We start from the raw sequence: 24,350 nt of genomic DNA on the forward strand, positions 1-24,350 counted from the left end.
GTGCGCAAAGGCCAGGCCTTCGAGCAACTGGGCCACCCAACTGGCGGCGTCCAGCGGCAGCGGCGCGTTCTGGCGGGCGAGGCGCTCGTCCAGCGTCTCGCCCAGGGCGCGGTCGTAGGCGACGTAGGGCCAGTTCTCGACCTGGCCGATCTCGAAGACCGGCGCGAGCTGGGGGTGCTGCACGCGCTCGCCCGCCTGGGCCATGCGCAACCAGTGCTCCAGCGCCGACGCGCTGTTGGGCTTGTCGCGCGGCATGCACAGCATCAGCTCCTGCCCATGGCGCGGATCGAAGACGCGCCAGATCAGGCTGCGCGCGCTCTTGGACAGCAGGGCGCGCAGCTCGAAATGACCGAAGCTTCTCAGCGGCGTGGCGGCAGGACTGGTTTCAGGCACGACAGATGTGATCGAGGTAGTAACACTTGTTATCGCCGCATTGGACTCCAGGCCAGCGAGGCCGAAACCCGGAGAAGCGTCGAAATGCGACGGATTTCAACCGGCTCATTCTGCAATCGATGGCTTGTGTGCATCAGCACACGAAGCGTGCTCAGCCTGCCAGCTGACTCCAAACCTTGTCCAACCGCTTCACGCTGACCGGCTGCGGCGTGCGCAACTCCTGCGCGAACAGGCTGACTCGCAGCTCCTCCAGCTGCCAGCGGAAGTCGTCCAGCCGTGCGTCACGCACGCCCTTCAGCTCGGCCACGCGGCGCGTGTAGCGCTGCTCCAGCGGCCTGACCTCGCTCATCAGATTGGTGTCCCGCGCGGGGTCGGCGCGCAGCTTGTCCAGGCGCGTCGTGATGGCCTTCAGGTAGCGCGGCAGGTGCTGCAGCTGGGCCCAGGGCGTGTCCAGCGCAAAGCGCTTGGGGCAAAGGCGCTGCAACTGCGCCGTGATGTCATCGCCCACCTCCTTGGCCGGCCGCGAGTCCTTCAGCTTGCGGGTCGCATTGGCCAGTTCCTGCAGCACCGCGTGCACGGCGCGGGCGACCTCCTGGGCGATCAGGTTGAGCCGGCTGCGACCTTCCTCGATGCGCTTCTTGAAGGCGAACGGGTCGGTCGGCAGCGGGTCGGCCAGGAAGGCGCGGTCCAGCGCGACGGCGATGACGTGGTCGCGCAAGTCCTCCGCCGTGCCCAGGGCCATGTAGAGCACCGACATGCGTTGCAGGTCAGGGATGTTTTTCTCCAGGAACTTCAAAGGCTCCTTGAGCTGCAGCGCGATCAGGCGGCGCAGGCCGGCGCGGTGCCTGGCGGCGGCGACCTCGGGCTCGTCGAAGACTTCGATCTCGACATGCGCGCCCTTGTCGATCAGTGCCGGGAAGCCAATCAGCGTCTGGCCGCCCTTGCTCACTTCGAGCAGCTCGGGCAACTCGCCGAAGGTCCAGTCAATGTAGGCCTGGCTGGCTTCCCGCGCGGGCGCAGCCGGCTTGACGATCTCGGCGCGGATGCCGCGTTCGGGCTGCGGCTTTGGCACTGGCTCAGACGCCGGCAGCTTCAAGGCCGCCAGCGCCTGGAAGGCCGACCGCGCCTGCCCGCCCAGCTCCGCCTTCAGCGCGGCGAGCTGCCGCCCCTGGCCGAGCTGGCGGCCGTGTTCGTCCACGACGCGGAAGTTCATGAACAGATGCGGCGGCAGCAGCTCCAGCTTGAAGTCGTTGCGCTGCACGGCGATCTGGCTGCGGTCCTTCACGGCCCTGAGCAGCGTGTCCACCAAACCACCGTGGCAGAACGGCTGCAGCTCGATGAACTCGGCGACAAAGTCCGGCAGCGGCGTGAGCCGCGCACGCGGCTTCTGGTGCAGGCTCTTCAGCAGCGCCGTCACCTTCTGCGCCAGCATGCCGGGCACCAGCCACTCGGCGCGCTCCTCGCTAACCTGGTTCAGCGCAAAGATGGGCACGTTGACGGTCAGCCCGTCGCGCGCGTCGCCGGGCTGGTGCAGATAGGTCGCCGCGCAGTCCACGCCGCCCAGGCGGATGACCTTGGGGAAGGCTTCGCTCGTGACGCCCGCCGCCTCGTGGCGCATCAGCTCGTCCTGGCTGAGCTGCAGCAGCTTGTCATCGCCCTTGACGGCCTCGCGCCACCACTTCAGCAGCGTGGCGCCGGAAAACACGTTCGCCGGTAGCTTGTCGTCGTAGTAGGCGTAGATCAGCTCGTCGTCCACCAGCACGTCCTGCCGGCGCGACTTGTGCTCCAGCGCCTCGACCTTGGCGATCTGGCGGCGGTTGTGGGCGAGGAACGGCAGCTGCCGCACGAGCTCATCTGGCAGGTCGTCGTTGACCAGGCCCTCGCGGATGAAGATCTCCCGCGCGGCCTTGGGGTCGACGCGGCCGAAGTTCACCTTCTTGTTGCTGTAGAGCACGATGCCGTACAGCGTCGCCCGCTCGAGCGCCACGACCTCGGCGGCCTTTTTCTCCCAGTGCGGCTCCAGCAGTTGGGTCTTGATCAGATGGCCGGCGATCGGCGGCAGCCACTGCGGCTCGATGTTGGCGATGCCGCGGCCGTACAGGCGCGAGGTGTCGACCAACTCGGCCGCGACGATCCAGCGGCCCGGCTTCTTGCTCAGGTGGGCGCCGGGGTGCCGATAGAACTTGATCCCGCGGGCACCGAGATACCAGTCCTCGTCGTCGCTCTTCTGGCCGATGTTGCCGAGCAGGCCGGCCAGCATCGACAAGTGCAGTTGCTCGTAAGTGGCCGGGCTCTGGTTGAGCCGCCAGCCGTGTTCGGTGACGACGGTGAGCAGCTGTGAATGCACGTCGCGCCACTCGCGCACGCGGCGGATGCTGATGAAGTTCTCGCGCAGCAGTTGCTCGTGGCGGCGGTTGCTGAGCTTGTGCTCGGTGCCACCGCCCTTGCTCTCTTCCAGCCACTTCCACAGTTTCAGGTAGCCAACGAATTCCGACTTCTCGTCGTCGAACTTCTTGTGCTTCTCGTCGGCGGCCTGCGCGGCTTCCATCGGCCGGTCGCGCACGTCCTGGCCGGTCAGCGCCGAAGCGATCACCAGCACCTCAGTCAGCGCCTCACGCGTCTTGGCCTCCAGGATCATGCGGCCCACACGCGGGTCCAACGGCAGGCGCGACAGCTCACGTCCGAGCGGCGTCAGCTCGTTGTCGTCGTCGGTGGCGCCTAACTCCGCCAGCAGCTGGTAGCCGTCTGCAATCGCCTTGGGCCGCGGCGGCTCCAGAAACGGGAAGCGCTCGACCTCACCGAGATGCAGCGCCTTCATGCGCAGGATCACGCCGGCCAGCGACGAACGCAGGATTTCCGGGTCCGTGAACTTCGGCCGCTCGTTGAATTCCTTCTCGCTATACAGGCGAATGCAGATGCCGTTGGCCACGCGCCCGCAGCGGCCGGCGCGCTGGTTCGACGCCGCCTGGCTGACCGGTTCGATCAGCAACTGCTCGACCTTGTTGCGGTAGCTGTAGCGCTTCACGCGCGCCAGGCCGGGGTCGATGACGTAGCGGATGCCCGGCACGGTCAGCGAGGTCTCGGCCACGTTGGTGGCCAGCACGATGCGCCGGCTGCCGTGCGAATCGAACACCTTGTCCTGCTCGGCCGGCGACAGCCGAGCGAACAGCGGCAGGATCTCGACGCCCGGCGGGTGATGCTTGCGCAGCGCCTCGGCCGCCTCGCGGATCTCGCGCTCGCCGGGCAGGAACACGAGCACGTCGCCGCCACCCTCGCGCCACAGCTCGTCCACCGCGTCGGTGATGGCGTTGTTGACGTCGTACTCGCGGCTTTCCTCGAAAGGCCGGTAGCGCTGCTCGACCGGGTAGAGCCGCCCCGACACCGTCAGCACCGGTGCCGGGCCCTTGCTCGACTCGAAGTGCCGCGCGAAGCGGTCGGCGTCGATGGTTGCCGACGTGACGACGATCTTCAGGTCCGGCCGGCGCGGCAGCAGCTCGCGCAGGTAGCCGAGCAGGAAGTCGATGTTGAGGCTGCGCTCGTGGGCCTCGTCGATGATGATGGTGTCGTAGGCCTTCAGCAGCGGGTCGCTCTGCGTCTCGGCCAGCAGGATGCCGTCCGTCATCAGCTTGACCGACGCGTTCTTCGACAGCCGATCCTGGAAGCGCACCTTGAAGCCGACGACCTCGCCCAGCGGCGTCTTCAGCTCCTCGGCGATGCGCTTGGCCACGCTGCTGGCGGCGATGCGGCGCGGCTGCGTGTGGCCGATCAGTCCACCACCGTTGATGCGCCCACGCCCCATCGCCAGCGCGATCTTGGGCAACTGGGTGGTCTTGCCGGAGCCGGTCTCGCCGCAGACGATGACGACCTGGTGCTCGGCCATCGCCTGCGCGATCTCGTCGCGGCGGGCCGAGACGGGCAGCGATTCGGGAAAGGAAATGGAAAGAGCCGGTTGGGCCAACCGGCTCTCATTAGGTTCGGAACTCATTGAACGCGCATTGTCCCGCAGCCATGGACAATCCGCCGCCATGACCGGTCTCGTCTTTCCCCACACCTTTGTGCCGTGGTTTCGTTCCGTGGCGCCGTACATCCATGCCTACCGCGGCGAGACCTTCGTCGTCGGCATGCCGGGCGAGCTGGTGGCGGCCGGCAAGCTGAACGCCTTCGTGCAGGACCTGTCCATCCTGCACGCCATGGGCATCAAGATCGTGCTCGTGCACGGCTTCCGGCCCCAGGTCAACGAGCAACTGCTCGCCAAGGGCCAGACGCCGCGCTACAGCCACGGCCGCCGCATCACCGACGCAGTCGCGCTCGACTGCGCCCAGGAGGCCGCCGGCCAGCTGCGCTTCGAGATCGAGGCCGCCTTCAGCCAGGGCCTGCCCAACACGCCGATGGCCAACGCCACCGTGCGGGTCGTTTCGGGCAACTTCCTGACCGCCCGCCCGGTCGGCATCGTCGACGGCGTGGACTTCCAGCATTCCGGCCTCGTCCGCAAGGTCGACGCCGCCACCATCCAGCGCGCCATCGACATCGGCGCCATCGTGCTGCTGTCGCCCTTCGGCTTCTCGCCCACCGGCGAGGCCTTCAACCTGTCGATGGAAGACGTCGCCACGTCCGCAGCAATAGCGCTGCAGGCCGACAAGCTGCTCTTCGTCTGCGAGGTCGACGGCGTGCCCGAAGACCCGAGCGACCCGGAAAGCCCCATCGACACCGAACTCGCCGTGGCCGACGCCGACCGCATGCTCGCCAAGGCCGGCCCGGCGCCCGAGCCCACCGATGTGGCCTTCTACCTGCGCCACTGCGCGGAGGCCTGCCGCGCTGGCGTGGAGCGCTCGCACATCATCCCGTTCGCCGTGGATGGCGCGCTGCTGCAAGAGGTCTACACCCACGACGGCATCGGCACCATGGTCGTCGACGAGAAGCTCGAAAGCCTGCGCCAGGCGACGGCCGACGACATCGGCGGCGTGCTACAGCTGATCGAGCCGTTCGAGCGCGACGGCACGCTGGTCAAGCGCGGCCGCACCGAGATCGAACGCGACGCCGAGCTCTATACCGTCATCGAGCACGACGGCGTCATCTTCGGCTGCGCCGCGCTTTACCCTTATGTCGAAGCACGCACCGCCGAAATGGCCGCGCTGACGGTATCTGCCGAAGTACAAGGCCAGGGCGATGGCGACCGGCTGCTGAAAAGAATCGAGCAGCGCGCCAAGGCCATGGGGCTGGACAGCATCTTCGTGCTGACGACGCGCACCATGCACTGGTTCATCAAACGCGGTTTCAGCCAAGTCGACCCGGAATGGCTGCCCGAAGAACGCAAGCGCAAATACAACTGGGACCGGCGCTCGCTGGTGCTGGTCAAACGATTTGCCTAAGCCCTCAACGAGGCACCGATAAGGCCGCGCGCTAAAGTGCCTGCCGTTTTCCTTTCTCGCGTCCCAGGAGTCCCACCATGCCCCGCACCGTTCAATGCGCCTATCTGAAGAAGGAAGCCGAAGGGCTGGACTTCCCGCCCTATCCCGCTCACACCGAACTCGGCAAAAAGGTCTGGGAAACCGTCAGCAAGGAAGCCTGGGCGGCCTGGATGAAGCACCAGACCATGCTCGTCAATGAAAACCGCCTGAACCTCGCCGACCTGCGCGCCCGCCAATACCTGATGCGCCAGGCTGAACAGTTTTTCTTCGGCACGGGGGCCGAAGCGGTGGCGGGCTACGTCCCGCCATCGAACTGAGCGCAGCTCAGTGGAAAAACTGGGGGAGCGCTCATTTGCGCGCAGCGCAAGTGATGCGATCACAACATTTTTCTTCGGCACCGGCGCCGAAGCGGTGGCGGGCTACGTCCCGCCATCGAACTGAGCGCAGCTCAGCGCGAAAAACTGGGGGAACGCTCATTTGCGCGCAGCGCAAGTGATGCGGTCACAACAGTTTTCTTCGGCACGGGTGCCGACCAGTGGCGGGCTATGTGCCGCCCACCGCCGAGTGACGCCCGGCTGAAACCAAGGGGCGGGAAAGCCCGTCACGAATATCCAGGGGCCGGGACGGTAGTCGCCGGCCCTTGCAGTTTCAGCAGGCGCTTCGCTACCTCCCCAAGCTGCGGCGCAGCGCCAAATAGGCAATTAATGCAGGCCAAATGGAAACTCGTCGCCCCCGGCCAACGAAAACTCTTGCGCTTATCCCGCTTCCCGCGATTTAATCCGGCCACGGAGATACTCGCGGGCACCGAGCCCCATGGCTCCGAGGCCGCAGCGGTCAACGCCGCGAGTCTCCACGCTCAAATCGCAAGAGGAATAGCAACATGTCCAATCTCAAAGATCTCCTGGCCCAACGCGCCGCGCTGGATGAACAGATCAACCAAACCAAGGACCGCGAGCGCAGCGAAGCGATCTCCAAGGTGAAAACCCTGATGAGCGAATATGGCCTGTCGGTTGCCGACCTCAGCGTTCGTACCCCGAAGCCGGTCAAGGTGTCCAAGGTCGCGGCAAAGTATCGCAATCAAGCCACCGGGGAAACCTGGAGCGGCCGCGGCCTGCAACCCAAATGGCTAAAAGCGGCAGTTGCCGGCGGCGCCAAGGTGACCGATTTCTCCGTTTAATCCTTCCGTCGGGATTCGGCGCCCGTCATCGGGCGCCCCCACGAATCAAGGGGCCATCTACGGGATGGCCCTTTTCATTTGCGGCGAAGCGGCGCCCTAAACTCGCGCGCATGTCTTTCGTCACGCCTTGCGCATCGTCAAGCTTCGGGTTTTACCCAGGCTTGGCAGGCCGCACGTGCGACGAGATTCACGCCATGCCCGCTGGCCGTGCCTGCCACCCGTCTTGCTCAAGCCAGCCGAGCCACGCCAAGGCGCGCAAGCCGGCGCGACGTTGAGCCATGGACCTGCACTCCAGCATTGGCGATGCACTCGAAACCCACGGCGCCAGCGGGTCAGGGGCCGAGCCGCCTTTGACGACGCTGCCCCACGGCCCGCGCCGCATTCATGACCGCCGGGGCTGGCGTCGGTTGCGCAGGGTCGGCCTTGCCGCCCTGACAGGCCTGTCGGGCGGCCTGCTCGTCGCTTGGGTGCTGGCGACGCCCCTCCTGCCGCCGCTGCTGCGACTGCCTCAGCCGGCATCGGCCATTCCGGCGGCCGATCTTTTCATGCCCATGCTGCTGGCCGCGCTCGGCCTGACGGCGCTGTGGCGGCTCGGCGCGTGGGTGCTGCCCCTGGTCGTGGCCGGCCTGCTGCTGGGTTGCGGCCTGCCCTTTTTGTTGGGGCCGGCCATCGACCCGCTGGCCCTGCTCGCCCCCGGGCCGCTGCTCAGCGTGCTGGCCCTGCTGCCGCTGGCCACGCTGCTGAACCGCACGCTGCTGCGCCGTCTGGGCCTGACCGGCCGGCTGGTCATGCGGCGCGAGATGGCCCGCTTCGCCCTGCTCGCCGGCGTGGCGGCGCCGCTGCTTGCCGGCCTGGTCTGCTGGGCCCTCCTGCTCGCCGCCAACGCGGGACGCGGGGACGCCCTCCTCGCCGCGCTGGCCTTGGCCGGCCCCTGGGCTCTCGCCCTTCTGAGTGCCGGCACCGCCCTGCAGGCGAGCACCCAGCGGCCGCGTCGCAGCGGGCGCTGGACAGGCCCGCTGATCGCCGTTGCCGCCGTTGCCGCCCAGGCCGCCGTGGGCTGGCTGCCCCAGGCTGGCGCCCTGCTGCTGACGCCGCACCTGCTGCTGTGCCTGCATGCGCTGCAGGTCTCGCCGCGCAACAACGCCCGCCTCGGCGTCGGCCTGCTGGCGCTATGGGCCCTGGGCGCGCCGGCCACGCCGCTCGCCTACGCTGCCGGGGCGCTGCTGGCCCTGTTGCCGCTTGCCGTCATCGCGCTGAGCCAGCACCAGGTGCGCGACCGCGACGGCTGGCGCAGCGCGCTGGACGCCCAGGGCCTGGCGCTGGCGGAATGGCGCTTCCCGGAGGGTCGCCGGCACGCCTCCATCCGCTGGCTGGCGCTGACGACCCCGGTCGACCCGAACGCCGCCACCGGCAGCGCCCCGCTGGACTGGGTGCGCGCCGCCCACCCGCGCGACCGCGAGCCGGTGCGCCGTGCGCTGCGCGAACTGCTGACCGAACCGGGCGAGCAACGCATCGGCCTGTCCCTGCGCCTGGCGGCCGATGGCGGCGACTGGCGCTGGCACGAGCTGCAGGCCCACGTGCCGCACCGTGACCGCAAGGGCCGTGCGCGCAACCTCATCCTGATGCTGGCCGACATGAGCTGGCGCCACGCCGCCGAGGAACGCGAGCGCATGTCCGCGACCCTCTTCCAACACGCCACCGAGGGCCTGGCGATCGTCGACATGCAGTGGCGCATCGTCGAGGTCAACCCGGCCTATTGCGACATCCTGCATGCGCCGCGCGAGGCCCTGGTCGGCCGCCTGGCCACGCCGCTGAGCACGCCCAACCTGCAGCGCAGCGGCCAGGAGCCGACCGACATGCAGCGCCAGCTGAACGCCGGCCAGAGCTGGAGCGGACAGTTGCAGGCCGAGCTGGACGACGGCGGCCGCCACGTCTTCGCCGCCCGCCTCAGCCCCGTGCCCGAGCCCGCCGGCGCCAACCCGCGCTGGCGGCTGCTGAGCCTGACCGACCTCGGCGAGAGCCTGCGCCAGCAGGAGCTGCTGCACCGCAGCGTGCGCTACGACGTCGCCACCGGCCTGCCCAACCGCGACGAATTCATGCGCCTGATGCACCAGGCCATGACGGCGGCCAACCGCGACGGCTTCAAGCTCGTCATCGGCGTCATCGACCTGGACGACTTCGCCCGCGTCAACGCCGTGCACGGCCAGCTGGTGGCAGACGCCGTGCTGCTGCAGCTCAGCGGCCGGCTGCAGGCCACGCTGCGTGGCGCCCGCGGCGCCTGGCCCGACACCGCCGACCAGCTCGCCCGCCTGCACGGTGACGAGTTCGCCGTGCTGCTGCGCGTGCAAACCCCCGAGGAGGCCCAGCGCGCGGTCGACCGCCTGCTCGGCCTGCTGTCCACGCCGGTCGCCATCCGTGAGAGCCGCATCGGCGACGGCCTGGCGCTGGAGGTCGGCGCCAGCATGGGTGCGACCCTTTATCCGCTGGACGACGCCGATCCCGAGACCCTGCTGCGCCATGCCGGCCACGCCCTCTACCGCGCCAAGCACGCCGGCCGTGGCCGCGTGCAGTTCCACGACCCGACGCTGGACGAGCGCGACGAGGCCGGCCTCATCGCACTGGCCCGCCTGCAGCGCGCGCTGGACGGCGGCGAGCTGCTGCTGCACTACCAGCCCCAGATCGACCTGCGCAACGGCCAGGTCATGGGCGTCGAGGCCCTGCTGCGCTGGCAGCACCCCGAGCGCGGCCTGCTCACGCCGGCGCATTTCCTGCCACTGCTGGAAACCTCGGGCCTGGCCGTCCAGGTGGGCGAATGGGTCATAGAGCAGGCGCTGGCGCAAGCCGCGGCCTGGCGGCGCGACGGCGTCAACGGCGGCCGGGGTCTGCCCGTCAGCGTCAATGTCGGCGCCCGCCAGCTGAGCCACCCGGACTTCCCGCAGCGCCTGCAGGAGCTACTGCAGCGCCAGCCACCCGAAGTCGCTGCCCTGCTGCACCTGGACGTGCTGGAGGCCGACGCGCTGGCCGAGACGCCGGCCACCCAGGCCCTCATCCAGCGCTGCATGGCCCTCGGTGTGGGCATCGCGCTGGACGACTTCGGCGCCGGCTACTCCCACCTGGCATCGCTGAAGCGCCTGACGGTAGACACCCTCAAGCTCGACCGCAGCTTTGTCCAGGGCATGCTGGGCGACGCTCAGGACTTGTCGCTGGTGGAAAGCGTCATCGGCCTGGCCCGCAACATCGGCTGCGCGGTGCTGGCCAAGGGCATCGAGAGCCGCGCGCACTCCCGCGAGCTGCTGCGCCTGGGCTGCCGCCTCGGCCAGGGCAACGGCATCGCCGCAGCCATGCCCCCGGGCAACCTGCCCGGCTGGATCGAAACCTTCGCCGCCGGCAACTGGGTGGCGGGTCAACTGAAGCTGCCCTCCCAGGCGCATCCTTAAACTGCCCGGGTGATCCCACCTGGCTTTATCCAAGATCTGCTGGCCCGCGTCGACGTCGTCGAGGTAGTGGGCCGCCATGTCGAGCTGAAGAAGGCCGGCATCAACCACAAGGGGCTGTGCCCCTTTCACGGCGAAAAGTCGCCTAGCTTCATCGTCAGCCCCAGCCGCCAGACCTACCACTGCTTCGGCTGCGGCGTGCACGGCAACGCCATCGGCTTCCTGATGGAGCACACCGCCGCCACCTTCGTCGAGGCCGTGGAGGACCTGGCCCAGCAGGTCGGCATGCAGGTGCCGCAGGATGAACGCAGCCCCGAGCAGCGCGAGCGCGCCAAGGCCGAGAAGGACAAGCAGCAGAGCCTCACCGATGTGCTGGCGCGCGCGGCCGACTTTTACAAGGCGCAGCTGCGCAAGTCGCCGCGCGCCGTCGAATACCTGAAGGGGCGCGGGCTGACCGGCCAGATCGCCGCCCGCTTCGGCCTCGGCTACTCGCCTGAAGGCTGGCGCTCGCTGGCCAGCGGCTTCCCGGCCTATGACGACCCGCAGCTCGTCGAGTCCGGCCTCGTCATCAGCCCGGACGTCGAGCCGGGGGAGGACGCCAAGCGCTACGACCGCTTCCGCGACCGCATCATGTTTCCCATCCGCAACGTGCAGGGCGAGGTCATCGGCTTCGGCGGCCGCGTGCTGGATAAGGGCGAGCCCAAATATCTGAACTCCCCCGAGACACCGGTCTTCATCAAGGGTCGCGAGCTCTACGGCCTGTTCGAAGGCCGGCAGGCGATGCGTCAGCGCGGCTATGCGCTGGTCGTCGAAGGCTATATGGACGTCGTCGCACTCGCCCAACACGACTTCGGCAATGCGGTCGCAACGCTGGGCACCGCCTGCACGGCCGAGCACGTTCACAAGCTGTTCCGCTTCACCGAATCGGTCGTCTTCAGCTTCGATGGCGACGCCGCCGGCCGCCGCGCCGCCGTGCGGGCGCTGGAGGCCGCCCTGCCCCACGCGACCGAGACGCGCACGGTCAAGTTTCTGTTCCTACCGACCGAGCACGACCCCGATTCCTACGTCCGAGAACTCGGCGCCGAGGCCTTCGAGCGCTGCGTCGAGACCGCCGTGCCGCTGTCGCGCCAGCTCTCCACGGTCGCCTCCGATGGCTGCGACCTGAGCACTCCCGAGGGCCGCGCCCGCATGCTCAACCAGGCCCGGCCGCTCTGGGCGCTACTCCCCGACGGCCTGCTGCGCCGCCAACTGCTCGGCGAGCTGGCGCGCCAGGGGCAGCTGCCGGAGACCGAGCTGCAATCGCTGTGGCTGGGCGAGCCCGTTGCCGCGCCCACTGCGGCCGCCGCGCCCGCCGAGCGCCCGCGCTGGCAACCCAAGGCCGAATGGAAAGGTGGCAAGGGCGACTGGAAAGGCAAGCGGCGGGAAGAGGAGCAGCGCCCCGCCGGCCCGCGCGCCACGCCGTCGACCCCCACCGACAACGCCGTGCGGCTGCTGCTCCAGCACAGCGAGCTGTGGGAAGCGCTCACCGACGAAGACCGCGCCCTGCTTCACGACCTGCCTGGCGTGCATGGCACCCTCGTCCATTGGCTGGAGCGCCATCTGACCCATCACGGCAGCAGCCCCTGGGCGGCAATCCAGGCCGGGCTGGCGTCCGACGGGTTTGGTGACGCGCTCAACCGCCTGGTGAACCCACTCCAGGCGCTGGGCATTGAAGAGCTGGACGCTGCCGGGGACCTCGCGCTCGCCGTCACCGGCCTGCGTTCGCAGGCTTCGACGCCGCTGCCGGCTGGCAGCGGCGCAACCGACGACGAGCGCCGCCGAGCCCTGGAAGCCCTGGCCCGGACGCGCGAGCGACACGGCATTGCGCCGGTCAAACCCACCGGTCTTTGAACCGGTGACGAATTTCGCTGATAATCCTGGTTTTCCGCGCGCGTCAACAAGAGTGACGGCAGAGAGATGCCGGACCCGGCCACCCAGCGAAACTGGGTAACTCGCTCAAGAGTTTTAATGGCCAAAACATCCGCCAGCTCTGCACTCCAAACGATCACGCCAGCTTGTTCGCGGCACGCCAGGGTCCCTCGGCCGAATTCCGGTTGACACCTCGGCGACGAAAGCCACCGCCCCCGCCCCGCCGGTTTTGATGCCGAGCCCGGGCAGGCTGCGGTGGCTGCTGCATTTCCGAAACCGAATCTAGAACGCCCGCGCCACCCGCCGAAGGACCTGCATGACCGCCAAGAAGACCGCGACCAAGGCCAGCCCCGCCCCCGCCGAAGAGCTGAAGAAGAAGCCCGCCGCCAAGACAGCCGCTGCCGAGGCGCCTGCCAAAGCCACCAAGGCTGCGGCCAAGCCGGCCGCCAAGGTCGCCGCAGCGACCGACGACGACAAGCCCAAGCGCGGCCGCAAGCCCAAGGCGGAGACCGAGTCCAAGAAGGCCGTCGGCAAGAAGGACGTCGATGAAGACGTTGACCTGTCCGACGTCGACGCCGAGCTGGAGGGCGAGGTCGAGGAAGTGGCCGAGGTTGGAGAGGTCGCTGTCGCCGAAGACACGCCCAAGGCCAAGCCGCTGCGCATGAAGGTCAGCCGCGCCAAGGAGCGCGCGCTGATGCGCGAGTTCGGCCTGGAAGAGACCGCACTGACGGAAGAGGAAGCCCTCAAGCGCCGCAGCGAGCTGAAGACCCTCATCAAGATGGGCAAGACGCGTGGTTTCCTGACGCACCAGGAAATCAACGACCACTTGCCCGAAAAGCTGGTCAGCGAGGAAATCCTCGAAGCCATCGTGTCCATGCTCAACGACATGGGCATCGCCGTGTACGAGCAGGCGCCCGACGCCGCCACGCTGCTGATCCAGGGCAACACGACGGCCACGTCGACCGAGGAAGAAGCCGAAGAAGCCGCCGAAGCGGCGCTGTCGACGGTGGACTCCGAGTTCGGCCGCACGACCGACCCGGTGCGCATGTACATGCGCGAAATGGGCACGGTCGAGCTGCTGACGCGTGAAGGCGAAATCGAAATCGCCAAGCGCATCGAAGGCGGCCTGCAGGCCATGATGCTGGCGATCTCGGCCTCGCCGACGACCATCGCCCACATCCTCGAGTTCTCGACCAAGATCCGCGCCGGCGAGATGCAGATCTCGGAAGTGGTGGACGGCTTCGTCGCCGCTGACGAGGCCGACGACTACGTGGCCGAAGAAGACTTCGACGAGTTCGACGAGGAAGACGACGACGACGGCAACGGCGGCTCCAAGGCGCTGACCAAGAAGCTCGAAGAGCTGAAGAACGCCGCGCTGGTGAAGCTGGACACCATGTCCACTGCCTTCGACAAGATGCGCAAGGCCTTCGAGAAGGACGGCTACAAGTCGGCCCCGTACAACAAGGCCCAGCAGGCGATCAGCGCCGAGCTGATGACCATCCGCTTCACGGTCAAGACCATTGAAAAGCTGTGCGACATCCTGCGCAGTCAGGTGGACGACGTGCGCCGCTACGAGCGCGAGCTGCGCAAGATCGTGGTGGACAAGTGCGGCATGCCGCAAGAGCACTTCATCAAGACCTTCCCGCCTAACGCGCTGAACCTGAAGTGGGCCGAAAAGGAAGTCGCGAGCGGCAAGCCCTACGCGGTGATCCTGGCTCGCAACCTGCCGCCCGTGCAGGAGCTGCAGCAGAAGCTGACGGACATCCAGAACAAGGCCGTGGTGCCGCTGGACGACCTGAAGGACATCAACAAGAAGATGAACGAGGGCGAGAAGGCCTCTCGTGACGCGAAGAAGGAAATGATCGAGGCCAACCTGCGCCTCGTGATCTCCATCGCCAAGAAGTACACCAACCGCGGCCTGCAGTTCCTGGACTTGATCCAGGAAGGCAACATCGGCCTGATGAAGGCGGTGGACAAGTTCGAGTACCGCCGCGGCTACAAGTTCTCGACCTATGCGACGTGGTGGATCCGCCAGGCCATCACGAGGAGCATTGCCGACCAGGCCCGCACCATCCGCATCCCGGTTCACATGATCGAGACGATCAACAAGATGAACCGCATCTCGCGCCAGCACTTGCAGGAGTTCGGCTTCGAGCCGGACGCCCCGACGCTGGCCGAGAAGATGGAGATCCCGGAAGACAAGATCCGCAAGATCATGAAGATCGCCAAGGAGCCGATCTCCATGGAAACGCCGATCGGCGACGACGACGACAGCCACCTGGGCGACTTCATCGAGGACACCAACAACACGGCGCCCATCGAGGCGGCGATGCAGGCCGGCCTGCGCGACGTGGTGAAGGACATCCTCGACAGCCTGACGCCGCGCGAGGCCAAGGTGCTGCGCATGCGCTTCGGCATCGAGATGCAGAGCGACCACACGCTGGAAGAAGTCGGCAAGCAGTTCGACGTGACGCGTGAGCGCATCCGCCAGATCGAAGCGAAGGCGATTCGCAAGCTCAAGCACCCCAGTCGCTCGGACAAGCTGCGCACCTACCTGGATAACCTGTAATTCGCACTTTCCGTGACGAAAGGCCGGCTCTGCCGGCCTTTTCTACGCCAGTACACTGAAATCATGACCGCGATCCGCGAACGCACCGTCCTCTTTGCCGACCTGCGCGGCAGCACCGGGCTGTACGAATCCCTCGGCAATGCCGAGGCGAGCGGCATGGTCACGCAGACCGTCAACCAGATTAGCGAGGCCGTGCTGGAAAGCGGCGGCCATCTCATCAAGACGCTGGGCGACGGTTTGATGGCCGCTTTCGAGACGCCGCGCGACGGCGTGCGCGCGGCGCAGCGCATGCAGGAGATGCTCGAGCGCACCGTGCAGCGCGCGTACCGCCTGAACAACCCGGCGATGCTGGCCATGCGCCTGCAAGTGGCACTGGCGCGCGGTGAGGTCGTTGAGCTGAACGGCGACTGCTTTGGCGACGCCGTCAACGTCGCTGCCCGCCTTATCGACCATGCCGGCGACGGCGAGATCCTCATCACGACCGAGGTGCTGGCCGGCCTGCATCATGCTTCCAAGGCGCGCTTTCGCAGCCTCGACCGCATCTCGGTGCGCGGCCGCATCGAGCCCGTGCACGTCTACCGCATGGACGCGGCGCCACTGCCCGGCGCCGATGCCACCGCGACCCAGTTCGGTGAGCCGATGCGCTCGGTCGACCCCGACGGCATGCGCCTCGTCTGGCAGGACCTGGACCGCGTCTTCGACATCGGTGCCATGCCCATCGTGCTGGGCCGCAGCGTGCAGGCCACCTACTGCATCACCGACGCCCGCGTGTCGCGCTCGCATGCACGCATCGACTGGCAGGGCAGCAGCTTCGAGCTGACCGACCTTTCCTACAACGGCACCTACGTGCGCTTCGGAGACTCGGGCGAGTTGCTGAGCCTCAAGCGCGGCAGTTGCACGCTGCATGGCAGCGGCGTCATCGGCCTGGGCGGCGTGCCTGGTGACGAGCAATCGCCTACCGTGCGCTTCGAGGTGCTGCACTTCTACGACACCGAGCCGCAACCCTTCGGCGGCCCACGGTCCCGCCGCTGATCCTCATGCGATTCGCACCCGAACCGCCGCAGCGCCACGGCGCCGCTCCTGCTGGCCCGTTGGCAACCGACGTCGCCGTGCTGCTCTGCAACCTCGGCACGCCCGACGCGCCAACCGCGCCGGCGCTGCGCCGTTACCTCGCCCAGTTCCTCGCCGACCCGCGCGTCGTCGAGATCCCCCGTCTGATCTGGCTGGCCATCCTGCACGGCGTCATCCTGCGCGTGCGGCCCGCCAAGTCGGCGGCCAAGTACGCCAGCGTGTGGACGCCCGAGGGCTCGCCGCTCAAGGTGTGGACCGACAAGCAGGCCAAGCTGCTGCAGGGCGTGCTGGGCGAGCGCGGCCAGCGTGTGCGCGTGGCCTACGCGATGCGCTATGGCCAACCGGCCATTGGCGCCACGCTCGATGCGCTGAAACGCGAAGGCGTGCGCCGCGTGCTGGTGCTGCCGGCCTACCCGCAGTACTCGGGTGCGACGACGGCCAGCGTCATCGACGACGTGGCCCGCTGGGCGCTGCAGACCCGCCACCTGCCCGAGCTGCGCTTCATCAACCACTATCACGACGACCCTGGCTACATCGGCGCACTGGCGCAGACCGTGCGCGAGCACTGGCAGCGCGACGGCCGTGCCGACAAGCTGGTCATGAGCTTTCACGGCATGCCCGAGCGCACGCTGCATCTGGGCGACCCCTACCACTGCGAATGCCTGAAAACCGGCCGCCTGCTGGCCGAGGCGCTGGGGCTGCAGGACGGCGAGTGGCGGGTGACCTTCCAGAGCCGCTTTGGCAAGGCCAAATGGCTGGAGCCCTACACCGAGCCCAGCCTCGTCAAGCTCGCTAAGCAAGGTCTGAAAACGGTGGACGTCATCTGCCCCGGCTTCGCGGTGGACTGCCTGGAGACGCTGGAGGAAATCAACCAGGAGGCGCGTGAAGCCTTCCTGCATGCGGGTGGCCAGCGCTTCGGCTACATCCCCTGCCTGAATGACCACCCGGCCGGCATGCGCGCGCTGGCCAAGCTGGCCGAGCGCCATCTGCAAGGCTGGCCGACGGACGCGCCGCACGCCGACACGCTGGCCTTGCAGCGCCAGCGCGCTTTGGCGGCAGGAGCGAAGGTATGAGCGACGCCCCGACCAGCATGCGACTGGACAAATGGCTCTGGGCCGCGCGCTTCTACAAGACGCGGGCCCTGGCCGTCGACGAGATCAACCTCGGCCGCGTGCGGGTGGGCGGCGTGCCAGTCAAGCCGGCGCGGGACGTGAAGGTGGGCGATGTGCTGACCATCCGCATCGGCACCACGGCGCGCGAGATCGAGGTGAAGGGCCTGTCCAACCAGCGTGGCCCGGCACCCAAGGCGCAGGCGCTGTACGCCGAGACCCAGGCCAGCATCACCGCCCGCGAGGCCGCCGCCGAGGCGCGCCGGCTGGCGCCAGAGCCGGCCGATTCCATCGAGCAAGGCCGCCCCACCAAGCAGGACCGCCGCCGGTTGGCGGACTGGGACCGCTGGTCCGCAACGCTTGACGACAGCGACGACGCAGGCGATCCGGGTTGACCCGGATAATTCCTTCCGAATCCCCCCTCTTGAAACCAGGGCATCGCACCTCATGTCGATGCGATCCCCTCCTTTTCTGCCATGACGACCGAACAACCCCTGCCCGAAGACGCAGCCGGCGAGCCCACGGCCGCTGAGCTGAACCCCGTAATCAAGATTGCCGAGCTGGAAGGCCGCCTCGCCGAGATGAGCGACGCCTACCTGCGCGCCAAGGCCGAGGCCGAGAACGTGCGCCGCCGTGCCGAGGAGGACATCTCCAAAGCCCGCAAGTTCGCCGTCGAGAGCTTTGCCGAAGCCATGCTGCCGGTGATGGACAGCCTGGAAGGTGCCATCGCCACGCCGAGCGCCAAGGTCGAGACCGTGCTGGAAGGCGTGCACGCCACGCGCCGCCAACTGGCCGCCGCGCTGGAGCGCAACAAGGTCATCGAGATCAACCCGCCGGCCGGCACGAAGTTCGACCCGCACCAGCACCAGGCCATCTCGGTCGTGCCCGCCGAGCAGGAAGCCAACACGGTGGTTGCCGTACTGCAGAAGGGCTTCCTGATTGCCGACCGCGTGCTGCGGCCCGCACTCGTGACGGTTTCCGCACCTCGCTAATGAACTGGGGACAGACCTTGGCGCGCAGCGACATGCTCTGTCCTCACCAATTCAAAACGCGCCACCGCTCTTGAAGCGGGGCGAGTTATCCACAAATCGAACACATCACCAAATCCTCAGGAGTTCCAAATGGGAAAGATCATCGGCATTGACTTGGGCACCACGAATTCGTGCGTGTCGGTCATGGAAGGCAACACCACCCGCGTGATCGAGAACGCGGAAGGCGCGCGCACCACGCCGTCCATCATTGCCTACCAGGAAGACGGCGAGATCCTCGTCGGCGCGTCTGCCAAGCGCCAGTCGGTCACCAACCCCAAGAACACGATCTACGCGGTGAAGCGCCTGATCGGCCGCAAGTTCGCCGAGAAGGAAGTGCAGAAGGACATCGACCTGATGCCCTACGCCATCACCGCAGCCGACAACGGCGACGCGTGGGTGGAAGTGCGCGGCAAGAAGCTGGCGCCGCAGCAGGTCTCTGCCGAGATCCTGCGCAAGATGAAGAAGACCGCCGAGGACTACCTCGGCGAGGAAGTGACCGAAGCCGTCATCACGGTACCGGCCTACTTCAACGACGCGCAGCGCCAGGCGACCAAGGACGCCGGCCGCATCGCGGGCCTGGACGTCAAGCGCATCATCAACGAGCCCACCGCCGCGGCCCTGGCCTTCGGCCTGGACAAGCACGGCAAGGGCGACCGCAAGATCGCCGTCTATGACCTGGGCGGCGGCACGTTCGACGTGTCGATCATCGAGATCGCCGACGTCGACGGCGAAAAGCAGTTCGAAGTGCTGTCGACCAACGGCGACACCTTCCTGGGCGGCGAGGACTTCGACCAACGCATCATTGACTTCATCGTCACCGAGTTCAAGAAGGAACAAGGTGTCGATCTGACCAAGGACGTGCTGGCCCTGCAGCGCCTGAAGGAAGCCGCCGAGAAGGCCAAGATCGAGCTGTCGAACTCGGCGCAGACGGACGTCAACCTGCCCTACATCACGGCAGACGCGACCGGCCCGAAGCACCTGAACATCAAGCTGACTCGCGCCAAGCTGGAGAGCCTGGTTGACGAGCTGATCGAGCGCACGATGGCACCGTGCCGCATCGCCATCAAGGACGCCGGCGTGGCGGTGGGTGACATCGACGACATCATCCTGGTGGGCGGCATGAGCCGCATGCCCAAGGTGCAGGAGAAGGTCAAGGAGTTCTTCGGCAAGGAGCCGCGCAAGGACGTCAACCCCGACGAGGCCGTGGCCGTCGGTGCCGCCATCCAGGGCCAAGTCCTGGGCGGCGAGCGCAAGGACGTGCTGCTGCTCGACGTCACCCCGCTGTCGCTCGGCATCGAGACGCTCGGCGGCGTGATGACGAAGATGATCAAGAAAAACACGACCATCCCGACCAAGTTCGCACAGACCTTCTCGACCGCCGACGACAACCAGCCGGCCGTGACCATCAAGGTCTACCAGGGCGAGCGTGAGCTGGCGCAGGCCAACAAGTCGCTGGGCGAGTTCAACCTCGAAGGCATCGCGCCGGCTGCACGCGGCACGCCGCAGATCGAGGTCAGCTTCGACATCGACGCCAACGGCATCCTGCACGTCGGCGCCAAGGACAAGGGCACCGGCAAGGAAAACAAGATCACCATCAAGGCGAACTCCGGCCTCTCCGAGGCCGAGATCGAGAAGATGGTGAAGGACGCCGAAGCCAACGCGGCCGATGACAAGAAGAAGGTCGAACTGGTGCAGGCCCGCAACCAGGCAGACGGCATGGTGCACAGCGTGCGCAAGTCGCTGACCGAGCATGGCGACAAGCTCGAAGCGGCCGAGAAGGAAGCGATCGAAGCCGCCGCCAAGGACCTGGAAGAAGCCATCAAGGGCGACGACCAGGCCGCCATCGAGGCCAAGACCGAAGCGCTGATGACGACGAGCCAGAAGCTGGGCGAGAAGATCTACGCCGACCAGCAAGGCGCCCAGGCCGCTGCGGCCGCAGCCGGTGCCGGCGCTGCCGAGCAGCCCCAGGCGGCGCCGCAGAGCGAAGCCAAGCGCCCGGCCGACGACAACGTGGTGGATGCCGAGTTCAAGGAAGTCAAGGACGGCAAGTAAGGCCTCGTTGACCCGGCCCGGCGGTGCTGCGAAGCGCCGCCGGGCCTTTGCCCTTCAAAGAAGACAGCATGGCTTCCAAGCGCGATTACTACGAAACCCTCGGCGTCGCCAAGAACGCGACCGAGGAAGACATCAAGAAGGCCTACCGCAAGCTGGCCATGAAGCACCACCCCGACCGCAACCAGGGCGACGGGGCGAAGAAGTCGGAGGAGCAGTTCAAGGAGGTCAAGGAGGCCTACGAGATGCTGTCCGACGCGCAGAAGCGCGCGGCCTACGACCAGTACGGCCACGCCGGCGTGGACCCGAACATGGGCGCCGGCCGTGGCGGCCCGGGCACGGAGGGCTTTGGCGGCTTTGCCGAGGCCTTCGGCGACATCTTTGGCGACATCTTTGGCGGCCAGGGCGGTGGTGGCCGTCGCCCCGGCGCGGGCGGCCAGCAGGTCTACCGCGGCAGCGATCTCAGCTACGCGATGGAGATCACGCTCGAAGAGGCCGCGCGCGGCAAGGAAACTCAGATCCGCATCCCGAGTTGGGAAGGCTGCGAAACCTGCGGCGGCACGGGCGCCAAGCCCGGCACATCGGCCAAGACTTGCGGCTCCTGCCAGGGCTCGGGCACGGTGCATATGCGCCAGGGCTTCTTCAGCATCCAGCAGACCTGCCCGCACTGCCACGGCAGCGGCAAGATCATTCCCGACCCCTGCACGACCTGTAACGGCCAGGGCAAGGTCAAGAAGCAGAAGACGCTCGAGGTCAAGATTCCGGCCGGCATCAACGAAGGCATGCGCATCCGCTCGGCGGGCAATGGCGAGCCCGGCGTGAACGGCGGCCCGGCCGGCGATCTCTACATCGAGATCCGCATCAAGCAGCACGACCTGTTCGAGCGTGATGGCGACGACCTGCATTGCACGATGCCGGTGTCCATGGTCATCGCCACGCTGGGCGGCAGCATCGAGGTGCCGACGCTGGGCGGCAAGGCCGAGATCGAACTGCCTGAGGGGACGCAGCACGGCAAGACCTTCCGCCTGCGCGGCAAGGGCATCAAGGGCGTGCGCTCCAGCTACCCCGGCGACCTCTACTGCCACATCGCCATCGAGACGCCCGTCAAGCTCACCGAGCATCAGAAGAAGCTGCTCAAGGAACTCGACGAGTCGCTCAAGAAGGGCGGCGAGCGCCACTCGCCCAATGCCAAGAGCTGGACGGATCGGGTCAAGGACCTGTTCAAGTAGGCCCGCGTCACCTCACGCAGCCGCGGCGCCCGCAAGGGCCCTGCGGCTTTTTGTTGCCCATTGCATGGCGTGACGAGAAATGACCGCGTCGGAAATCACGGATTGCGGCTATTGCGCGTGTTAACCAGCGCACGGATCTTGACTGTCAGCCTCTAAAGTCCGCCGACTGTGACAGCGATGGCTCATAAATGATGCTTCGTACGCAACATTCGATCAAAACCCATGGCCCGGTGCGAGGGAAGGATGTCGCATGTTCCTGATGGATCAGACCATCCAGGACGCGTCGGCGCTGATCATCGACAGCAATGCCAACTCGCGCAGCCTGATGTCGGCCCAGTTGCGCGACCTCGGTGTCGGCACCGTGCGCCAGACGCCGCGCGTGAAGGATGCGCGCGTGATGCTGGAGCACCAGAGTTTCGACATCGTGCTGTGCGACTACCACTTCGATAGCAGTGACACGTCGGGCCAGGACCTACTGGATGAGTTGCGCCGCGAAGGCCTGCTGCCCTACTCCACCGTCTTCGTCATGGTGACCAGCGAGGCCACCTACGCCAAGGTGGCCGAGGCCGCCGAGGCCGCACTCGACGCCTACCTCATCAAGCCCTACACCAGCGCCAACCTCGCCGAGCGCCTGGCCAGTGCGCGCCAGCGCAAGCGTGTGCTGAAGGACATCTTCGAGGCCATCGAAAACCAGGACTTCGAGACCGCCGCCAACCTCTGCCTGGCGCGCTTCGAGGCCAAGGAGAAATATTGGCTCTACGCCGCGCGCATCGGCGCCGAGCTGCTGTTGCGCCTGAAGCGCTTCCCCGACGCCAAGATCCTCTACGAGGCCATCATTGCCGCCAAGACGGTGCCCTGGGCGCGGCTGGGCGTGGCCCGCACCGAGGCGGCGAGCGGCAATCTGCAGGCCGCACGGCGCACACTGGAGAACTTGATCGGCGAGCTACCCGACTACGCCGACTCGCACGACCTGATGGGCCATGTGCAGATGGAGCAAGGCGATCTGCGCGAGGCGCTCAAGACCTACCAAACCGCCGCCACCTTGACGCCCGGCTGCCTGCTGCGCCTGCAGCGCTGTGGCTCGCTGGGGTTTTACGCCGGCCAGCGCGCCGATGCGCTGAAGATGCTGGAGCGCGCCATGTCGCAGGGCCTGCGCTCCAAGCTCTTCGACATGCTTAGCCTTGTGCTAATCGGGCTGATGCGCTTCGACAACAAGGACCTCAAGGGCTTCAAGTACGCCCATGACTCCCTGGCCGCGGCTCTGGAGCGCGCGCCGGGTTCCATCCGGCTGCAGCGCTTCGACCTCGTCTTCCGTGGCCTGGCCTTCCTGCTGGAGCGGCGCGTGGGCCAGGCCCTCGTCATCGCACGCGAGTTCACGGGCCATGCCGACGACGGCAACTTCGATCTCGAAGCCGCCTCGCTGCTGACGGCGCTGTGGATCCGCCTGTCCAGCCAGGAGGTGGAGCTCGAAGAGATGATGCCCATCCTGCAAGGCCTGGGCATGCGGCATTGCTCGGCCAAGGCCAGCACCGAGATCCTGGTCGCCATCGCCGAGGTCCACCAGGGCGCCGCCGAACTGTTCCGCGACTGCCATCACCAGATCTTCACCGTCGCCGAGACGGCGATGCGCCACTCGATGCGCGGCACCGCCAAGGCCGCCGTGGAGCTGCTGATCCAGCAGGGCGAGACGACGCGCAATGCCAAGCTCATCGACATGGCCGCGCTGGTGCTGAAGCGCCACACCGACAAGATCGATGGCGCCGAGCAATTGGCCGAGCGCATCGACGACCTCTACGTGCGCTTCGTCAAGCCCATGGCTGCCGGCTCGTCCAAGGCCCGCGCAGCGGGCGGCATGGCACTGCGAACCGCAGCAACGACCACGGCCACGGCTGAAGCGACCGCCTGAGCGCCAGCCAGCGGAAGGCCCCCGAGCAGCAGCGGCGGCGAGAATGCCTCCGCCCTCGCCCACCCTGTCTCCCATGTCCCTGCCTAAGCGCCTGTTGGCCTGGTTTCGCCCTGATACCTCGCGCCCTCTGACCCAGGCCTGGCTGGCCGCCCTGTGGATGGGCCTGTTGGCCAACTGGCCGCTGTGGCAGCAACTGCACGGCATGGCGGATGTGCGGCCGATCTTTGTGGTCGCCTTCGCCGGCATGGTCATCGCCGCCACCGGCGCGCTGCTCAGCCTGCTGGCCTGGCCGCGCCTCATCAAGGGCGTGCTCGTCGTGCTGCTGCTGAGCGCCGGCGCGCTGGCCTATTTCATCGGCAGCTACGGCATCGTCTTCGACCCCACCATGGTCGTGAACATGGCGCAGACCGACGTGCGCGAGACGCGCGACCTGCTGAGCTGGCGCCTGCTGGCCAGCATCGCGCTGCTGGGCGCCGTGCCCGCTTGGTGGCTGCTGCGCCGGCCTGCGGCGCCGAAACAGGCGCTGGCGAAGCGGCTGGGTCGCAACGTCGCGGCCTTTGCACTGGGCATCGTCGCGATGGTGCTGCTGGCGCTGAGCGTCTTCGCCGACCTGTCGTCGACGATGCGCAACTACAAGACCCTCCGCTACATGGTCACGCCGCTGAACGCGGTCTATTCGATCAGCAGCGCGGCACTGCGCCGCCAGGCCGCGCCGGGTGGCCCTCCCGCAGTCATCGGCGCGGACGCTCGCCTGCTGCCCCGCGCTGAAGGGTCCAAGCCGCCGCTGCTGCTGCTCGTCGTGGGCGAGACGGCGCGGGCCATGAACTTCAGCCTGAACGGCTATGCGCGGCCGACCAATCCGGAGCTGGCCAAACTGCCGGTGTTGAGCCTCACGCAAGTCTCGTCCTGCGGCACCAGCACGGCGGCCTCCCTGCCCTGCATGTTCTCGCCGCTGGGCCGCAGCGCCTTTGGCGACATCAAGGGTACGCAGGAGAACCTGCTGGACGTGCTGCAGCGCGCCGGCCTGGCCGTGCTGTGGCTGGACAACCAGAGCGGCTGCAAGGGC

At 67.4% G+C, this 24,350-nt stretch carries 15 protein-coding genes and 1 pseudogene; 14 read left to right on the top strand and 2 right to left on the bottom strand.

Annotated elements, in window-relative coordinates; translation table 11 throughout:
• Both ABIS05_RS19175 and hrpA read right to left on the bottom strand, forming a co-directional pair.
• Nucleotides 1-393: pseudogene (locus tag ABIS05_RS19175) on the bottom strand (protein kinase); the annotation flags it as partial.
• Nucleotides 394-544: 151 nt separating this feature from the next.
• Nucleotides 545-4,378 (bottom strand): ATP-dependent RNA helicase HrpA, encoded by a 3,834-nt coding sequence (gene hrpA, locus ABIS05_RS19180; RefSeq protein ID WP_348009478.1) that lies wholly within the window; start codon nt 4,376-4,378, stop codon nt 545-547.
• A 40-nt stretch (nt 4,379-4,418) separates the two neighbouring features.
• Between hrpA and argA the strand changes: the two genes are divergently transcribed.
• The 14 genes from argA to ABIS05_RS19250 form a co-directional block, all read left to right on the top strand.
• Nucleotides 4,419-5,762, top strand: coding sequence for an amino-acid N-acetyltransferase (gene argA, locus ABIS05_RS19185; protein WP_348009479.1), 1,344 nt, complete (start codon nt 4,419-4,421; stop codon nt 5,760-5,762).
• A 77-nt stretch (nt 5,763-5,839) separates the two neighbouring features.
• On the top strand, nt 5,840-6,118 hold the full coding sequence (locus ABIS05_RS19190) for an oxidative damage protection protein (RefSeq protein ID WP_348009480.1): 279 nt from the start codon (nt 5,840-5,842) through the stop codon (nt 6,116-6,118).
• A gap of 563 nt (nt 6,119-6,681) precedes the next feature.
• Nucleotides 6,682-6,978, top strand: coding sequence for an H-NS histone family protein (locus ABIS05_RS19195; RefSeq protein ID WP_348009481.1), 297 nt, complete (start codon nt 6,682-6,684; stop codon nt 6,976-6,978).
• A gap of 278 nt (nt 6,979-7,256) precedes the next feature.
• Entirely contained in the window at nt 7,257-10,415 is a 3,159-nt protein-coding gene (locus ABIS05_RS19200; RefSeq protein ID WP_348009482.1) for an EAL domain-containing protein, read from the top strand.
• A gap of 9 nt (nt 10,416-10,424) precedes the next feature.
• A complete protein-coding gene (gene dnaG / locus ABIS05_RS19205; RefSeq protein ID WP_348009483.1) occupies nt 10,425-12,302 on the top strand; it encodes a DNA primase in 1,878 nt (625 codons plus the stop codon).
• 334 nt (nt 12,303-12,636) lie between these two features.
• Nucleotides 12,637-14,889: an RNA polymerase sigma factor RpoD gene (rpoD, locus tag ABIS05_RS19210; RefSeq protein WP_348009484.1), complete on the top strand. Its 2,253-nt coding sequence runs from the start codon at nt 12,637-12,639 to the stop codon at nt 14,887-14,889.
• 63 nt (nt 14,890-14,952) lie between these two features.
• Nucleotides 14,953-15,921 (top strand): adenylate/guanylate cyclase domain-containing protein, encoded by a 969-nt coding sequence (locus ABIS05_RS19215; RefSeq protein ID WP_348009485.1) that lies wholly within the window; start codon nt 14,953-14,955, stop codon nt 15,919-15,921.
• 5 nt (nt 15,922-15,926) lie between these two features.
• On the top strand, nt 15,927-17,033 hold the full coding sequence (gene hemH, locus ABIS05_RS19220; RefSeq protein WP_348009486.1) for a ferrochelatase: 1,107 nt from the start codon (nt 15,927-15,929) through the stop codon (nt 17,031-17,033).
• Nucleotides 17,030-17,464 (top strand): RNA-binding S4 domain-containing protein, encoded by a 435-nt coding sequence (locus ABIS05_RS19225; protein WP_348009487.1) that lies wholly within the window; start codon nt 17,030-17,032, stop codon nt 17,462-17,464. Before hemH ends, ABIS05_RS19225 begins: the two co-directional genes overlap by 4 nt.
• An 81-nt stretch (nt 17,465-17,545) precedes the next feature.
• On the top strand, nt 17,546-18,061 hold the full coding sequence (grpE, locus tag ABIS05_RS19230) for a nucleotide exchange factor GrpE (RefSeq protein ID WP_348009488.1): 516 nt from the start codon (nt 17,546-17,548) through the stop codon (nt 18,059-18,061).
• Between the two features lie 87 nt (nt 18,062-18,148).
• Nucleotides 18,149-20,152, top strand: coding sequence for a molecular chaperone DnaK (gene dnaK, locus ABIS05_RS19235; RefSeq protein ID WP_348009492.1), 2,004 nt, complete (start codon nt 18,149-18,151; stop codon nt 20,150-20,152).
• 68 nt (nt 20,153-20,220) lie between these two features.
• Nucleotides 20,221-21,378, top strand: a complete 1,158-nt coding sequence (dnaJ, locus tag ABIS05_RS19240) for a molecular chaperone DnaJ (RefSeq protein ID WP_348009489.1) — start codon at nt 20,221-20,223, stop codon at nt 21,376-21,378.
• A gap of 250 nt (nt 21,379-21,628) precedes the next feature.
• Nucleotides 21,629-23,284 (top strand): response regulator, encoded by a 1,656-nt coding sequence (locus tag ABIS05_RS19245; protein WP_348009490.1) that lies wholly within the window; start codon nt 21,629-21,631, stop codon nt 23,282-23,284.
• 73 nt (nt 23,285-23,357) lie between these two features.
• Nucleotides 23,358-24,350, top strand: a 993-nt coding sequence (locus tag ABIS05_RS19250; protein WP_348009491.1) for a phosphoethanolamine transferase domain-containing protein, incomplete at its 3' end; no start/stop codon positions are given.

The sequence above is a fragment of the Roseateles sp. genome (assembly GCF_039929605.1).
In the GTDB taxonomy this organism is placed as follows: Bacteria; Pseudomonadota; Gammaproteobacteria; order Burkholderiales; family Burkholderiaceae_C; genus Pelomonas.

Bases quoted from the DNA above. Each gene is read 5' to 3' on its own strand.
- ABIS05_RS19225 (WP_348009487.1), top strand. From the start codon at position 17,030: ATGAGCGACGCCCCGACCAGCATGCGACTGGACAAATGGCTCTGGGCC.
- ABIS05_RS19215 (WP_348009485.1), top strand. From the start codon at position 14,953: ATGACCGCGATCCGCGAACGCACCGTCCTCTTTGCCGACCTGCGCGGC.
- grpE (WP_348009488.1), top strand. From the start codon at position 17,546: ATGACGACCGAACAACCCCTGCCCGAAGACGCAGCCGGCGAGCCCACG.
- ABIS05_RS19200 (WP_348009482.1), top strand. From the start codon at position 7,257: ATGGACCTGCACTCCAGCATTGGCGATGCACTCGAAACCCACGGCGCC.
- rpoD (WP_348009484.1), top strand. From the start codon at position 12,637: ATGACCGCCAAGAAGACCGCGACCAAGGCCAGCCCCGCCCCCGCCGAA.
- dnaJ (WP_348009489.1), top strand. From the start codon at position 20,221: ATGGCTTCCAAGCGCGATTACTACGAAACCCTCGGCGTCGCCAAGAAC.
- hrpA (WP_348009478.1), bottom strand. From the start codon at position 4,378: ATGAGTTCCGAACCTAATGAGAGCCGGTTGGCCCAACCGGCTCTTTCC.
- ABIS05_RS19190 (WP_348009480.1), top strand. From the start codon at position 5,840: ATGCCCCGCACCGTTCAATGCGCCTATCTGAAGAAGGAAGCCGAAGGG.
- hemH (WP_348009486.1), top strand. From the start codon at position 15,927: ATGCGATTCGCACCCGAACCGCCGCAGCGCCACGGCGCCGCTCCTGCT.
- argA (WP_348009479.1), top strand. From the start codon at position 4,419: ATGACCGGTCTCGTCTTTCCCCACACCTTTGTGCCGTGGTTTCGTTCC.
- ABIS05_RS19245 (WP_348009490.1), top strand. From the start codon at position 21,629: ATGTTCCTGATGGATCAGACCATCCAGGACGCGTCGGCGCTGATCATC.
- ABIS05_RS19195 (WP_348009481.1), top strand. From the start codon at position 6,682: ATGTCCAATCTCAAAGATCTCCTGGCCCAACGCGCCGCGCTGGATGAA.